We start from the raw sequence: 15,462 nt of genomic DNA on the forward strand, positions 1-15,462 counted from the left end.
CGGGTCTCCAGGTCGGCGCCGCGGAACAGGGGGAGCACGACGTAGGCCAGGTAGAAGAAAATCAGGGTGATTGCCGCCAGCACGGCCAGGCCGCCGACCAGCACGTACCAGCGGGTCAGGCGGTCCTTGAGGGCACGGATGCGGCGCTTGCGTTGCAGGGCTGGCGTATTGAAGTCAATCCGCTCGGGAGCAAGGGAGGAGTTCATCGGGGAGTTGGCCATGTCGTTCATGGGGTGACACCCTAAAGGCTCTGTATGACAGACAGATGACAGCAACATGACGCAACAAAGCCCGCCAGCAGAGCCTCGCTGGCGGGAAAGGCCGGCGGATCCTAGCGCCCGCCGGCAGAGCCTTCATGCCTGGACGGCCCATCGCTGGGCCATCCGCTCAAGTCACTGGATTACAGGCCCAGTTCCTTGATCGCCTTCTCGGCCACCTTGGCCGGCAGCGGGATGTAGCCGTCCTTGACCACGACCTGCTGGCCGGTCTTGGACAGAACCAGCTTGAGGAACTGAGCCTCCAGCGGGTCCAGCGGCTTGTTCGGCGCCTTGTTCACGTAGACGTAGAGGAAGCGCGACAGCGGATAGGTGCCGTTCAGGGCGTTCTGCTCGTTGTCCTCGACGAAGGCAGCGCCTTCCTTCTTGGCCAGGGCCACGGTCTTCACGCTGGCGGTCTTGTAGCCGATACCGGAGTAGCCGATGCCGTTCAGCGACTGGCTGACCGACTGCACCACGGAAGCCGAACCCGGCTGCTCGTTGACGTTCGGACGGAAGTCGCCTTTGCACAGGGCTTCTTCCTTGAAGTAGCCGTAGGTGCCGGAAACCGAGTTGCGGCCGAACAGTTGCACCGGCTTCTTCGCCCAGTCACCGGTCAGGCCCAGGTCGCCCCAGGTCTTCACGTCCTGCTTGCTGCCACACAGGCGGGTAGCGGAGAAGATCGCATCGACCTGCTGCATGGTCAGGCCTTTGATCGGGTTGTCCTTGTGCACGAAGATCGCCAGGGCGTCGACAGCGACCGGGACGGCGGTCGGCTTATAGCCGTACTTCTGCTCGAAAGCCTGCAGCTCGACGTCCTTCATCTTGCGGCTCATCGGGCCCAGGTTGGCGGTGCCTTCGGTCAGGGCCGGCGGCGCGGTGGAAGAACCGGCAGCCTGGATCTGGATGTTCACGTTCGGATAGAGGCGCTTGTACTCCTCGGCCCACATGGTCATCAGGTTGGCCAGAGTGTCGGAGCCGACGCTCGACAGGTTGCCCGACACACCGCTGGCTTTCTGATATTCCGGCAGCGCCGGGTCGATCGCGGCTACCGCGGAAGCGGCGCCTACGCCTGCGGCGACGAACGTCAGGGCCGCCATCAAACGCTTGAGTTTCATGCCTTGCTCCTTGGACAGGATGGGGTTGGATGGAACGGGGGCCAGTATCGTCAGGCCGCATGAAGACTCTATGAAAGGAATGTGACAGTTGGATGAAATGCCATCAGCCTTCCGACATTTTTCCGCAAGCCTTGGGAGAAGCCCTGCCACACCCCTAAAAGCCTGGAAACACAAGGGCTCCAGCCTTTCACGGAGGGGCCCGGGAGGCCCTCTGGAGCGCGTTTTCGATCCGCCTGGGGGAGGTAGCCGTCCATCCGTTTCATGCAGGATGGGTAGTTTCCAGGGCAATTGTGACAGTCGCCGCCGGCATTCGCAGTCGAGAAAAGAAGCGAGGAAGCACGCCTTTTTCCGCGCGCAAAAGCAAAACCCCCGGTCATCGCTGACCAGGGGTTTTGGGATAGGAGCTTGACGATGACCTACTCTCACATGGGGAGACCCCACACTACCATCGGCGATGCGTCGTTTCACTTCTGAGTTCGGGAAGGGATCAGGTGGTTCCAACGCTCTATGATCGTCAAGCAATTCGGTTGGATATCCGTTCGCTTGGGCTTACGTCTATCCGGATTCAGGTATGTGATTTCAAGGTGTTTTGCGGTTCATGCGAACTTTCGGTTCGTCGACTTCACCTTACAACACACAATCATCAGATTGTTTGGGTGTTATATGGTCAAGCCTCACGGGCAATTAGTACTGGTTAGCTCAACGCCTCACAACGCTTACACACCCAGCCTATCAACGTCGTAGTCTTCGACGGCCCTTCAGGGGAATCAAGTTCCCAGTGAGATCTCATCTTGAGGCAAGTTTCCCGCTTAGATGCTTTCAGCGGTTATCTTTTCCGAACATAGCTACCCGGCAATGCCACTGGCGTGACAACCGGAACACCAGAGGTTCGTCCACTCCGGTCCTCTCGTACTAGGAGCAGCCCCTCTCAAATCTCAAACGTCCACGGCAGATAGGGACCGAACTGTCTCACGACGTTCTAAACCCAGCTCGCGTACCACTTTAAATGGCGAACAGCCATACCCTTGGGACCGGCTTCAGCCCCAGGATGTGATGAGCCGACATCGAGGTGCCAAACACCGCCGTCGATATGAACTCTTGGGCGGTATCAGCCTGTTATCCCCGGAGTACCTTTTATCCGTTGAGCGATGGCCCTTCCATACAGAACCACCGGATCACTAAGACCTACTTTCGTACCTGCTCGACGTGTCTGTCTCGCAGTCAAGCGCGCTTTTGCCTTTATACTCTACGACCGATTTCCGACCGGTCTGAGCGCACCTTCGTACTCCTCCGTTACTCTTTAGGAGGAGACCGCCCCAGTCAAACTGCCCACCATACACTGTCCTCGATCCGGATCACGGACCAGAGTTAGAACCTCAAGCATGCCAGGGTGGTATTTCAAGGATGGCTCCACGCGAACTGGCGTCCACGCTTCAAAGCCTCCCACCTATCCTACACAAGCAGGCTCAAAGTCCAGTGCAAAGCTACAGTAAAGGTTCACGGGGTCTTTCCGTCTAGCCGCGGATACACTGCATCTTCACAGCGATTTCAATTTCACTGAGTCTCGGGTGGAGACAGCGCCGCCATCGTTACGCCATTCGTGCAGGTCGGAACTTACCCGACAAGGAATTTCGCTACCTTAGGACCGTTATAGTTACGGCCGCCGTTTACCGGGGCTTCGATCAAGAGCTTCGCTTGCGCTAACCCCATCAATTAACCTTCCGGCACCGGGCAGGCGTCACACCCTATACGTCCACTTTCGTGTTTGCAGAGTGCTGTGTTTTTAATAAACAGTCGCAGCGGCCTGGTATCTTCGACCAGCCAGAGCTTACGGAGTAAATCCTTCACCCTAGCCGGCGCACCTTCTCCCGAAGTTACGGTGCCATTTTGCCTAGTTCCTTCACCCGAGTTCTCTCAAGCGCCTTGGTATTCTCTACCCGACCACCTGTGTCGGTTTGGGGTACGGTTCCTGGTTACCTGAAGCTTAGAAGCTTTTCTTGGAAGCATGGCATCAACCACTTCGTCATCTAAAAGACGACTCGTCATCAGCTCTCGGCCTTGAAACCCCGGATTTACCTAAGATTTCAGCCTACCACCTTAAACTTGGACAACCAACGCCAAGCTGGCCTAGCCTTCTCCGTCCCTCCATCGCAGTAACCAGAAGTACAGGAATATTAACCTGTTTCCCATCGACTACGCTTTTCAGCCTCGCCTTAGGAACCGACTAACCCTGCGTCGATTAACGTTGCGCAGGAACCCTTGGTCTTTCGGCGTGGGTGTTTTTCACACCCATTGTCGTTACTCATGTCAGCATTCGCACTTCTGATACCTCCAGCAAGCTTCTCAACTCACCTTCACAGGCTTACAGAACGCTCCTCTACCGCGTCACTTACGTGACACCCGCAGCTTCGGTGTGTGGTTTGAGCCCCGTTACATCTTCCGCGCAGGCCGACTCGACTAGTGAGCTATTACGCTTTCTTTAAAGGATGGCTGCTTCTAAGCCAACCTCCTAGCTGTCTAAGCCTTCCCACATCGTTTACCACTTAACCACAACTTTGGGACCTTAGCTGGCGGTCTGGGTTGTTTCCCTTTTCACGACGGACGTTAGCACCCGCCGTGTGTCTCCCATACTCGGCACTTCTGGGTATTCGGAGTTTGCATCGGTTTGGTAAGTCGGGATGACCCCCTAGCCGAAACAGTGCTCTACCCCCCAGAGTGATACATGAGGCGCTACCTAAATAGCTTTCGAGGAGAACCAGCTATCTCCGAGCTTGATTAGCCTTTCACTCCGATCCACAAGTCATCCCCTACCTTTTCAACGGGAGTGGGTTCGGTCCTCCAGTCAGTGTTACCTAACCTTCAACCTGCTCATGGATAGATCGCCCGGTTTCGGGTCTATACCCAGCGACTAAACGCCCTATTAAGACTCGCTTTCGCTACGCCTACCCTATACGGTTAAGCTTGCCACTGAATATAAGTCGCTGACCCATTATACAAAAGGTACGCAGTCACCTAACAAGTAGGCTCCCACTGCTTGTACGCATACGGTTTCAGGTTCTATTTCACTCCCCTCTCCGGGGTTCTTTTCGCCTTTCCCTCACGGTACTGGTTCACTATCGGTCAGTCAGTAGTATTTAGCCTTGGAGGATGGTCCCCCCATGTTCAGACAAAGTTTCTCGTGCTCCGTCCTACTCGATTTCACTTCAAAGATCCTTTCGCGTACGGGGCTATCACCCACTATGGCCGCACTTTCCAGAGCGTTCCGCTAAAATCAATGAAGCTTAAGGGCTAATCCCCGTTCGCTCGCCACTACTAAGGGAATCTCGGTTGATTTCTTTTCCTCAGGGTACTTAGATGTTTCAGTTCCCCTGGTTCGCCTCTTGCACCTATGGATTCAGTACAAGATACCTAGGTTATCCTAGGTGGGTTCCCCCATTCAGAGATCTCCGGATCAAAGTCTGTTTGCCGACTCCCCGAAGCTTTTCGCAGGCTACCACGTCTTTCATCGCCTCTGACTGCCAAGGCATCCACCGTATGCGCTTCTTCACTTGACCATATAACCCCAAGCAATCTGGTTATACTGTGAAGACGACATTCGCCGAAAATTCGCGCTTGAACTCGCAAATTTTACCTTGACTTGAATGATCACCAGTGAAAGAGATCATTCAGTCTTACTTCTATCACATACCCGAATTTTTAAAGAACAGCTCTGGTGCAAAGACCAGAAATCAATGTTCATTCACGAACATTCATTTCTGAGCTTTCGACGATTGTTTTAGATGGTGGAGCCAAGGAGGATCGAACTCCTGACCTCCTGCGTGCAAAGCAGGCGCTCTCCCAGCTGAGCTATGGCCCCGTATCGGATCACGCAGCACACCAACAATTGGTGGGTCTGGGCAGATTCGAACTGCCGACCTCACCCTTATCAGGGGTGCGCTCTAACCAACTGAGCTACAGACCCAATCGTCTAACCAGTGAATCAAGCAATTCGTGTGGGAGCTTATGAAGAAGCTGAGATCTTCGATTAAGGAGGTGATCCAGCCGCAGGTTCCCCTACGGCTACCTTGTTACGACTTCACCCCAGTCATGAATCACTCCGTGGTAACCGTCCCCCTTGCGGTTAGACTAGCTACTTCTGGAGCAACCCACTCCCATGGTGTGACGGGCGGTGTGTACAAGGCCCGGGAACGTATTCACCGTGACATTCTGATTCACGATTACTAGCGATTCCGACTTCACGCAGTCGAGTTGCAGACTGCGATCCGGACTACGATCGGTTTTATGGGATTAGCTCCACCTCGCGGCTTGGCAACCCTTTGTACCGACCATTGTAGCACGTGTGTAGCCCTGGCCGTAAGGGCCATGATGACTTGACGTCATCCCCACCTTCCTCCGGTTTGTCACCGGCAGTCTCCTTAGAGTGCCCACCCGAGGTGCTGGTAACTAAGGACAAGGGTTGCGCTCGTTACGGGACTTAACCCAACATCTCACGACACGAGCTGACGACAGCCATGCAGCACCTGTGTCTGAGTTCCCGAAGGCACCAATCCATCTCTGGAAAGTTCTCAGCATGTCAAGGCCAGGTAAGGTTCTTCGCGTTGCTTCGAATTAAACCACATGCTCCACCGCTTGTGCGGGCCCCCGTCAATTCATTTGAGTTTTAACCTTGCGGCCGTACTCCCCAGGCGGTCGACTTATCGCGTTAGCTGCGCCACTAAGATCTCAAGGATCCCAACGGCTAGTCGACATCGTTTACGGCGTGGACTACCAGGGTATCTAATCCTGTTTGCTCCCCACGCTTTCGCACCTCAGTGTCAGTATCAGTCCAGGTGGTCGCCTTCGCCACTGGTGTTCCTTCCTATATCTACGCATTTCACCGCTACACAGGAAATTCCACCACCCTCTACCGTACTCTAGCTCAGTAGTTTTGGATGCAGTTCCCAGGTTGAGCCCGGGGATTTCACATCCAACTTGCTGAACCACCTACGCGCGCTTTACGCCCAGTAATTCCGATTAACGCTTGCACCCTTCGTATTACCGCGGCTGCTGGCACGAAGTTAGCCGGTGCTTATTCTGTTGGTAACGTCAAAACAGCAAGGTATTAACTTACTGCCCTTCCTCCCAACTTAAAGTGCTTTACAATCCGAAGACCTTCTTCACACACGCGGCATGGCTGGATCAGGCTTTCGCCCATTGTCCAATATTCCCCACTGCTGCCTCCCGTAGGAGTCTGGACCGTGTCTCAGTTCCAGTGTGACTGATCATCCTCTCAGACCAGTTACGGATCGTCGCCTTGGTAGGCCTTTACCCCACCAACTAGCTAATCCGACCTAGGCTCATCTGATAGCGTGAGGTCCGAAGATCCCCCACTTTCTCCCTCAGGACGTATGCGGTATTAGCGCCCGTTTCCGGACGTTATCCCCCACTACCAGGCAGATTCCTAGGCATTACTCACCCGTCCGCCGCTGAATCCAGGAGCAAGCTCCCTTCATCCGCTCGACTTGCATGTGTTAGGCCTGCCGCCAGCGTTCAATCTGAGCCATGATCAAACTCTTCAGTTCAATACTGCTTGGGTTTTGAGAAAACCCTAAACTTGGCTCAGCAATCGCATTCCCTTAAAAAGAGATAAAACTCTCGAATTCACGAGTGTTACTTGCGTTGCTGATAATCTTGCGATCACCAGTCTTACATCACAAGCACCCACACGAATTGCTTGATTCGACTTGTTAAAGAGCAGTTGGTCAAGGCTTTCGTCTCAACCGAGGCCGCGCATTCTACAGCAACCTCTCGTTCCGTCAAGCGTTATTTTCGAAAATTTTCTTTTCTACTCAACCGCTTGCGCCGACCTTCAAACCATCTTCCGATCAGCGGGAGGCGCATTCTACAGCGTTCAAATTCGCTGTCAAGCACCTCGATGAAGCTTCGTTTCGAGCCCCTTTCGGGACCGAACCGCTGCGGCGAACAGCCTGCCGGAGCGCTTCACCACCCTGGGAGAGAATCCGTAAATCCTTGATTCTCAAGCATTTACTCTTCTTCGTCGCCGGGAGTGGTGCGCATTATAGGGAGATAGAAACTGGCGTCAACGATTATTTCAAAAATAATTCAAATAACCGCCGGAAGCGCTTTCAGCCCACCGAAACCGCCTCGCCAGCCGGCTTTTTCTGCGCCAGCAGGTAGAGCCCGACGAGGAAGCCGACCAGGCACAGAGTGACCACGTAGTAAGCCGGCCCCATCGGGCTCTGCTTGAGCAGCAGGGCCACCGCCATCGGCGTCAGCCCACCGAAGATGGCGTAGGCCAGGTTGTAGGAAAAGGACAGGCCGGAGAAACGCACAACCGGTGGGAACGCATTGACCATCACGTAGGGAACGGCGCCGACGATGCCGACGAAGAAGCCGGTCAGTGCATATAAAGGAAAGAGCCAGTCCGGGTGGGCCTTGAGGTTGCCGTAGAAGCTCCAGGACACCAGCGCCAGCAGCACGCTACCGGCAACGAAAGTCAGCCCCGCGCCGTAACGATCCGCCATGCGCCCGGCGACGATGCAGCCAAGGGTCAGGCAGACGATCGCCAGGCTGTTGGCCTTGAGCGCCGTGGCGGCATCGAAGCCGTATACGCTCTGCAGCACGGTAGGGGTCATCAGGATGACCACCACGATCGCGGCCGACAGCACCCAGGTCAGCAGCATCGACACCAGGACGGCGCCACGATGATCGCGGACCACCGCTTTCAACGGCACTTCCTCTGCCAGCGCCTTGCGCTGCTGCAGCTCGGCGAATACCGGCGTCTCGTGCAGCCAGCGGCGCAGGTAGACCGAGAACAGGCCGAACACCCCGCCGAGCAGGAAGGGAATCCGCCAGGCGTAGTCCTGCACCTCTGTCGCGCTATAGAAGCTATTGATCGCAGTAGCCACCAGCGAGCCCAGCAGGATGCCCGCCGTCAGGCCGGAAGTCAGCGTCCCGCAGGCATAACCGACATGCCGTGCCGGTACATGCTCGGCGACGAAGACCCAAGCCCCCGGCACCTCCCCGCCAATCGCGGCGCCCTGGATCACCCTCAGCAGGAGCAGCGCCAGGGGCGCCCAGATGCCGATCTGCGCGTAGGTCGGAAGCAGGCCCATGATCAGGGTCGGCACCGCCATCATGAAGATGCTCAGGGTGAACATGCGCTTGCGCCCGAGCAGGTCGCCGAAGTGGGCCATGATCACGCCGCCCAGCGGCCGCGCCAGGTAGCCGGCGGCGAACAGGCCGAAGGTTTGCAGCTGACGCAGCCATTCCGGCATGTCCGCCGGGAAGAACAGCTTGCCGACCACGGTGGCGAAGAACACGAAGATGATGAAGTCGTAGAACTCCAGCGCTCCACCCAGGGCGGAGAGGGACAGGGTCTTGTAGTCGCTGCGGGTCAATGGACGCTGGGCCGGCGCCTCGGGAGCATTCGCGGATGGCATGTCGGGATTGTTCTCTTTATTCGTTCAGCAAGCATGAGCGGGGTTCGACCGGCAGGCGTGTCGACCTGCGACCCGGGGACGCAGGAGCGAAACCATAGCAAATCGACGAATGTCCACACAGTCGGTCGAAGAGAGAACCGGGCGGTCGTCGGCTGCCCTACTCCTCTATATAATGCCCGGGCGCCTCTGAAAGCTGTCCCAAGACCTTGCACCGGCAGGCGTTTTGGGAGAGTTTTCCCCTAAACCGCGCTTGAACAAGAAATCCGGGGGGCACGAGGCCCTTACCTATGATCGAGCTTGAACAAGAAGACCCCATTCCCCAGGGAGACCTGGCCTTGCAGATTACCGCGCTGCCGCGCGAAACCAACGGTTTCGGCGATATCTACGGCGGTTGGCTGGTATCCCAGATGGACCTGGCGGGAACCGCCATGGCCAGCAAGATCGCCGGCGGCCGTATCGCCACCGTCGCCATCGACCGCATGGCCTTCATGGTGCCGGTCGCGGTAGGTGCCCAGCTTTCCTTCTATACCCAGACCCTGGAAGTCGGCCGCAGCTCGATCCGCATGCTGGTCGAGGTGTGGAGCGACGACCCGCTGTCCAGCGAATGGCGCAAAGTCACCGAGGCGGTGTTCGTGTTCGTCGCCATCGATGGCAGCGGGCGCACCCGCCCGGTCCCGCCACGCCGGGGCTAGACGCAGGAACGCCGGCTATCGCCGGCGTTCTTGTTTGCGCGTTCCTCAGGCCCGCACGGGGTTGCCGCGTACCGGCGCATCCCCGGCCACGTAGTACTTCGCCGTGCTGCGCGGCAGCGGCTGGCGACCGCGGATCCTGTCGGCGATCTTCTCGGCCATCATGATGGTGGTGGCATTGAGGTTGCCGGTGATGATCAGCGGCATGATCGACGCATCCACCACTCGCAGTCCTTCCATGCCATGGACCCGTCCCTGGCCATCGACCACCGCCATGTCGTCGCTGCCCATCTTGCACGAGCAGGATGGGTGGAAAGCGGTCTCAGCATGGTTGCGGATGAACTCGTCGAGTTCGGCGTCCGACTGCACGCTCACCCCAGGGCTCAACTCGCGGCCCCGATAGGGGTCCAGCGCCGGCTGGTTCATGATCTCGCGGGTCAGCCGGATGCCGTCGCGGAACTCCTGCCAGTCCTGCTCGTGGGACATGTAGTTGAACAGGATGCTCGGATGCTGGCGCGGGTCCCTGGACTTCAGGTGGATGCGCCCGCGGCTCGGCGAGCGCATCGAGCCCATGTGCGCCTGGAAGCCGTGCTCCTGCACGCCCTTGCTGCCGTTGTAGTTGATCGCCACCGGGAGGAAATGGAACTGGATGTTCGGCCATTCGAACGCTTCGCGGGTTCGGATGAAGCCGCCGGCCTCGAACTGGTTGCTGGCGCCGAGGCCCTTGCCGAGGAACAGCCACTGGGCACCGATGGCAGGCTGGTTCCACCATTTGGTCGCCGGGTAGATCGACACCGGCTGCTTGCAGGCGTACTGCAGGTAGAGTTCCAGGTGATCCTGCAGGTTGGCGCCAACGCCCGGCAGGTCATGCACCACCGGGATGTCCAGGTCGCGCAGCAGGGCCGCCGGGCCGACGCCGGAGCGTTGCAGCAATTGCGGCGAGGCGATCGCGCCGCTGCACACCAATACTTCGCGGCGGGCGTGGGCGGTGACCGGGTTGTCGCCGTTGCCCACCAGGTAGGAGACGCCGATGGCGCGCTTGCCGCTGAACAGGATGCGGTCGCTCAGGGCGTGGGTGACGATGGTCAGGTTGGGCCGGCCGCGGGCCTGGTCCAGGTAGCCGCGCCCGGTGGCGGCGCGACGGCCCTCCGGGGTGACGGTCCGGTCCATGGGGCCGAAGCCTTCCTGCTGGTAACCGTTGAGGTCATCGGTTCGCGGGTAGCCGGCCTGCACGCCGGCCTCGACCATCGCATGGAACAGTGGGTTGTTGCCGGCCTTCGGCGTGGTCACGCTGACCGGGCCGTCGCCGCCATGGTAGTCGTTGGGGCCGATGTCCCGGGTTTCCGCCTTGCGGAAGTACGGCAGGCAGTCGAGGTAGCTCCAGTCCTCGAGGCCCGGCTCCTTGGCCCAGCCGTCGAAGTCCAGGGCGTTGCCGCGGATGTAGCACATGCCGTTGATCAGCGAGGAGCCGCCCAGGCCCTTGCCGCGACCGCACTCCATGCGGCGGTTGTTCATGTAGGGCTCGGGGTCGGTCTCGTAGGCCCAGTTGTAGCGCCGCCCCTGCAGCGGGAAGGCAAGGGCCGCCGGCATCTGGGTGCGGAAGTCGAAGCGGTAGTCGGGACCGCCGGCTTCGAGCAGCAGGACGCTGACGTCGGCATCTTCGGTGAGGCGGGTAGCGAGTACGTTACCGGCAGAGCCGGCTCCGATGATGATGTAGTCGAATTCCTGGGACATGCAGGCCTTCCTCTTTTATCGGCATGACACCGGCCGCGACGCTGGCGCGCCGGTGTCTGGAAGTTCGGAATGGCCGGTGTCAGGGAGCGTTGCCTGGGACCGGCCTGGTTAGGGGTTCGAGCGCTGCGTCGAGGCTCAGAACACCGAGGCGTAGTCGCCCAGCTCCACTTGCACGGACTTGATGCGAGTGTAATGAGCCAGGGTGGTGAGACCGTTCTCGCGACCGACACCGGATTGCTTGTAACCGCCGACCGGCATTTCCGCCGGCGACTCGCCCCAGGTATTGATCCAGCAGATGCCGGCTTCCAGGCGATGGATGGCGCGGTGGGCGCGGGCCAGGTCCTGGGTCACGACGCCGGCGGCGAGGCCGTACTCGGTATCGTTGGCGCGGCGGATCGCCTCGTCTTCGTCGTCATAGACCAGGATGCTCATCACCGGGCCGAAGATTTCCTCGCGGACGATGGTCATGTCGTCGCGGCAATCGGTGAACACGGTCGGCGCGACGTAGGCGCCATTGCCGAACGCTCCATCGGTCACACGCTCGCCGCCGCACAGCAGGCGAGCCTTCTGCGCCTTGCCGGACTCGATGTAGCCGAGCACGCTTTCCATGTGCGGGAAGCTGACCAGCGGGCCGAAGTTGGTGTTCTCGTCCTGCGGGTCGCCGAGACGGATGCGCTGCACGCGCTCCAGTACCTTGGCTTCGAAGCGGGCCTGCTGGGAACGGTGGATGAACACCCGGGTGCCGTTGGTGCAGACCTGGCCGGAGCTGAAGAAGTTGGCCATGACGGCGATGTCGGCGGCGCGGTCGAGGTCTGCGTCGGGGAAGATGATCAGCGGGGACTTGCCGCCCAGCTCCATGGTCACTTCCTTCAGCGACGAGCTGGAAGCGCTGGCCATGACTTTCTTGCCGGTGGAGGTGCCGCCGGTGAAGGAGATCTTCTCGATCAGCGGGTGCTCGGTCAGCCACTGGCCGACTTCGCGTCCGCTGCCGGTGAGCACGTTGAACACGCCGTCCGGCACGCCGGCCTCGGTGTAGATCTCGGCCAGCTTGAGGGCGGTCAGCGGGGTGACTTCGCTGGGCTTGAAGATCATCGCGTTGCCGGCAGCGAGGGCCGGGGCGGATTTCCACAGGGCGATCTGCACCGGGTAGTTCCAGGCGCCAATGCCGGCGACCACGCCCAGCGGCTCGCGGCGGGTGTAGACGAAACTGGTTTCGCGCAGGGGAATCTGCTCGCCTTCGATGGCCGGGACCAGGCCGGCGTAGTACTCGAGCACGTCGGCGCCGGTGACGATGTCCACCGAGCGGGTTTCCGCCAGCGGCTTGCCGGTATCCAGGGTTTCCAGGGCGGCCAGTTCGTCGTTGCGCTCGCGGAGGATGTCGACGGCGCGACGGAGGATGCGCGAGCGCTGCATGGCGGTCATCGCCGCCCACACCTTCTGCCCCTCGACGGCGCTCTGCACGGCCCGCTCGACGTCCTCCCTGGAAGCCCGCTGGACCTTGGCGAGCACTTCGCCGTTGGCCGGGTTGATGGTCTCGAAGGTGGCGCCACTGCTGGCCTCCACGTAGCGACCGCCAATGTAGAGCTTCTGTTCTTCGAATCGGGCCATGTTGCAGTCCTCTCTTATCGGTATCGCAGGCGCAAGGCGGCGCCGCGGGGGTTTTCGTCCCTACCCCGACTGTTTTGCCAACTGCTGGTCGAGGTAGTCGTAAGCGATGTTCAGGGCCTCGTCGGTATCGAAGGCGTCGCCGGTCAGCGCGCCACGCAACCACAGGCCGTCGATCAGGGCCGCCAGGCCGCGTGCCGCGGCGCGGGCGTCGTCCGCCGAGAGCTGGCGGCGGAACTGGTAGCACAGGTTCGAATACAGGCGATGGTCGTTGACCCGCTGCAATCGACGCAGTGCCGGCTGGTGCATGCTGGTCGCCCAGAACGCCAGCCAGGTCTTCATCGCCGGACCATTGACCTGGCTGTCGTCGAAGTTGCCTTCGACGATCGCTCGCAGGTGCGCCCTCGGACTGTCGTCGTAGAGCGCCGCGCGGCGTTCGCGTACGGCCTTGCTCAAGGCGCTGAGCAGGTGCCGCATGGTCGCTTCCAGCAAGCCGTTCTTGTCCTGGAAGTAGTGGCTGATGATGCCGTTGGAAACACCCGCCAGGCGGGCTATCAGGGCGATGCTGGCGTCTCCCATGCCGACCTGATCGACCGCCTCCAGGGTGGCGTGAATCAGTTGCGAGCGGCGGATGGGCTGCATACCGACCTTGGGCATTGCTATCTCCTCTCGTCGATGGGTGCGTGCGGGCACCGACCGACGTCATTGGTGGCCAGTCTATTTTGTTTTTATTGAACGTTCAATCAACTAAGAATAAGCTCGGCGTCCATGAGCGGCTCCCAGCCTGCGTGCAACCTGGCCCGCGCCGTTCATCACCTCGTCGCCGAAGTCCGCCAAGGATCGCAGAATCCGGGCTTCAAGTGGGGTGGCAATGCTGTGTCTGTAGTCCGCGGCCATAAGCCGCCATGCTTTCACTGCCATGGGGTCATCCTCCAATGAGTACTGCTTCGCCAATAAAAACAAACGAGCAGGTACGTCTGAATCCGATCGTGTTCTTCGGCTCGACCGCACTGATCCTGGTTCTGACCGCCGCCCTCATCCTCTATCCCGACAGCGCCGGAGCCTTGCTCGGCCGCATCCAGGCGTGGCTGTCGCACAGCTTCGGCTGGTACTACATGCTGGCCATCGGCGCCTACCTGTTCTTCGTCGCCTGGGTGGCCTTCTCGCGCTTCGGCACCCTCAAGCTCGGCGAGGAGCATGAAAAGCCGGACTTCAGCTACGGCGCCTGGGCCGGCATGCTGTTCTCCTCCGGGATCGGCATCTCGCTGCTCTACTTCGCCGCATCCGAGCCGATCGACCACCTCTACCATCCACCCGAAGGCGTTCCCGGCAGTCCTCAGGCGGCGCGCCAGGCGCTGCAACTGACCTTCCTCCACTGGGGCCTGCACGGTTGGGCGATCTATGCCCTGGTCGGCCTCGCCGTCGGTTATTTCGCCTACCGCCATCGCCAGCCGCTGGCGTTGCGCTCGGCGCTCTATCCGATCCTCGGCGAGCGCTGGGTGAAAGGCGCCGCGGGCCACGCGGTGGATTGCTTCGGCATCTTCGTCACCCTTCTCGGGCTGGTGACCAACCTGGGCATCGGCGCCTTGCAGGTGTCGTCCGGTCTCGAGTACCTGACCGGCATGCCGCACAGCAAAGGCACCCTGCTGGCGGTGATCCTGGCGATGAGCCTGGTCGCCACCCTGGCGGCGGTCTCCGGTGTCGAGAAAGGCATCCGCCGGCTGTCCAACCTGAATATCGTGCTGTTCAGCTCGCTGCTGCTGTTCGTGCTGGTCTGCGGTTCGACCCTGGAACTGCTCAACGGCTTCGTACAGAACCTCGGCGACTATCTCGACGGCCTGGTGCTGAAGACCTTCGACCTCTACGTCTACACCGGTGCCGGCGCCGGCAAGAGCGAGGAATGGCTGGGCCTGTGGACCCTGTTCTACTGGGCCTGGTGGATTTCCTGGGCGCCCTTCGTCGGTATGTTCATCGCCCGCATCTCCCGCGGTCGCAGCGTGCGCGAACTGGTCTGCGGGGTGCTGCTGATCCCGCTGGGCTTCACCCTGGCCTGGCTGTCGGTATTCGGCAACAGCGCCCTGGACCTGGTGATGAACCACGGCGCGACCGACCTGGGCAAGGCCGCGCTGGAACAGCCGTCGATGTCGATCTACCTGCTGCTGGAACACTATCCGCTGTCGAAGATCGTCATCGGCCTGTCGATCTTCGTCGGCTTCGTGCTGTTCCTCACCCCGGCGGATTCCGGCTCGGTGATGCTGGCCAATCTCTCGCGCAGCGGCGGCGAGCTGGACGAGGACGCGCCGAACTGGCTGCGTATCCTCTGGTCGGCCGTCGTCACGCTAGTCACCATCGGCCTGCTGTTCGCCGGCAACTTCACGGCAATGCAAACCGTCGTGGTGCTCGCCGGGCTGCCGTTCTCGGCGGTGCTGATCCTGTTCATGTTCGGCCTGCACAAGGCCATGCGCGCCGACTACGAGGCCCAGGTCGGCGACCGCCGCACCTACCAGCCGGTGCCGGCGCCAACCCAGCCCCAGACCTGAACCCGGCGCCGCTAGGGCGCCCTCGCCAATCAGGTGCGTACTTGGCCCGGCGTTTCGCCGGGCCTTTCTTTTCTGCCACC

Annotated in this window: 7 protein-coding genes, 2 tRNA genes and 3 rRNA genes; 2 read left to right on the forward strand and 10 right to left on the reverse strand. The window is 60.1% G+C overall.

Annotated features, from left to right (window positions below; all coding sequences use genetic code 11):
* Positions 1 to 400: 400 nt before the first annotated feature.
* The 7 genes from pstS to AC1RB9_RS28165 form a co-directional block, all read right to left on the reverse strand.
* Positions 401 to 1,372: a phosphate ABC transporter substrate-binding protein PstS gene (gene pstS / locus AC1RB9_RS28135; RefSeq protein WP_003096673.1), complete on the reverse strand. Its 972-nt coding sequence runs from the start codon at positions 1,370 to 1,372 to the stop codon at positions 401 to 403.
* Positions 1,373 to 1,775: 403 nt separating this feature from the next.
* Positions 1,776 to 1,891, reverse strand: a 5S ribosomal RNA gene (gene rrf, locus AC1RB9_RS28140).
* A 144-nt stretch (positions 1,892 to 2,035) separates the two neighbouring features.
* Positions 2,036 to 4,926 (reverse strand): 23S ribosomal RNA (locus AC1RB9_RS28145).
* Between the two features lie 226 nt (positions 4,927 to 5,152).
* Positions 5,153 to 5,228 (reverse strand) — tRNA-Ala (locus AC1RB9_RS28150).
* 28 nt (positions 5,229 to 5,256) lie between these two features.
* Positions 5,257 to 5,333 (reverse strand) — tRNA-Ile (locus AC1RB9_RS28155).
* A gap of 64 nt (positions 5,334 to 5,397) precedes the next feature.
* Positions 5,398 to 6,933 (reverse strand): 16S ribosomal RNA (locus AC1RB9_RS28160).
* The 16S, 23S and 5S rRNA genes sit together here with 2 tRNA genes alongside, the layout of an rRNA operon.
* Before the next feature lie 564 nt (positions 6,934 to 7,497).
* Positions 7,498 to 8,814, reverse strand: coding sequence for an MFS transporter (locus tag AC1RB9_RS28165; RefSeq protein WP_003104851.1), 1,317 nt, complete (start codon positions 8,812 to 8,814; stop codon positions 7,498 to 7,500).
* 287 nt (positions 8,815 to 9,101) lie between these two features.
* On the opposite strand from AC1RB9_RS28165, the gene AC1RB9_RS28170 reads away from it, so the two are divergent.
* The gene (locus tag AC1RB9_RS28170) at positions 9,102 to 9,506 is read left to right on the forward strand and encodes an acyl-CoA thioesterase (RefSeq protein ID WP_003096677.1); all 405 of its coding nucleotides are present in this window, start codon (positions 9,102 to 9,104) and stop codon (positions 9,504 to 9,506) included.
* A gap of 45 nt (positions 9,507 to 9,551) precedes the next feature.
* On the opposite strand, the gene betA is transcribed toward AC1RB9_RS28170, so the two are convergent.
* The 3 genes from betA to betI all read right to left on the reverse strand — a co-directional run bounded on the left by betA (position 9,552) and on the right by betI (position 13,499).
* Positions 9,552 to 11,237, reverse strand: coding sequence for a choline dehydrogenase (gene betA, locus AC1RB9_RS28175; RefSeq protein ID WP_003104848.1), 1,686 nt, complete (start codon positions 11,235 to 11,237; stop codon positions 9,552 to 9,554).
* Positions 11,238 to 11,372: 135 nt separating this feature from the next.
* Entirely contained in the window at positions 11,373 to 12,845 is a 1,473-nt protein-coding gene (betB, locus tag AC1RB9_RS28180; RefSeq protein ID WP_003111336.1) for a betaine-aldehyde dehydrogenase, read from the reverse strand.
* A 60-nt stretch (positions 12,846 to 12,905) separates the two neighbouring features.
* A complete protein-coding gene (gene betI, locus AC1RB9_RS28185) occupies positions 12,906 to 13,499 on the reverse strand; it encodes a transcriptional regulator BetI (protein WP_003096684.1) in 594 nt (197 codons plus the stop codon).
* 332 nt (positions 13,500 to 13,831) lie between these two features.
* On the opposite strand from betI, the gene AC1RB9_RS28190 reads away from it, so the two are divergent.
* Complete coding sequence (locus tag AC1RB9_RS28190; RefSeq protein WP_003104844.1) at positions 13,832 to 15,382, forward strand: BCCT family transporter; 1,551 nt, start codon at positions 13,832 to 13,834, stop codon at positions 15,380 to 15,382.
* The last annotated feature ends 80 nt before the right edge of the window (positions 15,383 to 15,462 follow it).

The sequence above is a fragment of the Pseudomonas sp. 20-5 genome, assembly GCF_056782835.1.

What these genes read in the sequence shown, in the direction of transcription:
- pstS (WP_003096673.1), bottom strand. Translation starts at nt 1,372, where the DNA reads ATGAAACTCAAGCGTTTGATGGCGGCCCTGACGTTCGTCGCCGCAGGC.
- AC1RB9_RS28165 (WP_003104851.1), bottom strand. Translation starts at nt 8,814, where the DNA reads ATGCCATCCGCGAATGCTCCCGAGGCGCCGGCCCAGCGTCCATTGACC.
- AC1RB9_RS28170 (WP_003096677.1), top strand. Translation starts at nt 9,102, where the DNA reads ATGATCGAGCTTGAACAAGAAGACCCCATTCCCCAGGGAGACCTGGCC.
- betA (WP_003104848.1), bottom strand. Translation starts at nt 11,237, where the DNA reads ATGTCCCAGGAATTCGACTACATCATCATCGGAGCCGGCTCTGCCGGT.
- betB (WP_003111336.1), bottom strand. Translation starts at nt 12,845, where the DNA reads ATGGCCCGATTCGAAGAACAGAAGCTCTACATTGGCGGTCGCTACGTG.
- betI (WP_003096684.1), bottom strand. Translation starts at nt 13,499, where the DNA reads ATGCCCAAGGTCGGTATGCAGCCCATCCGCCGCTCGCAACTGATTCAC.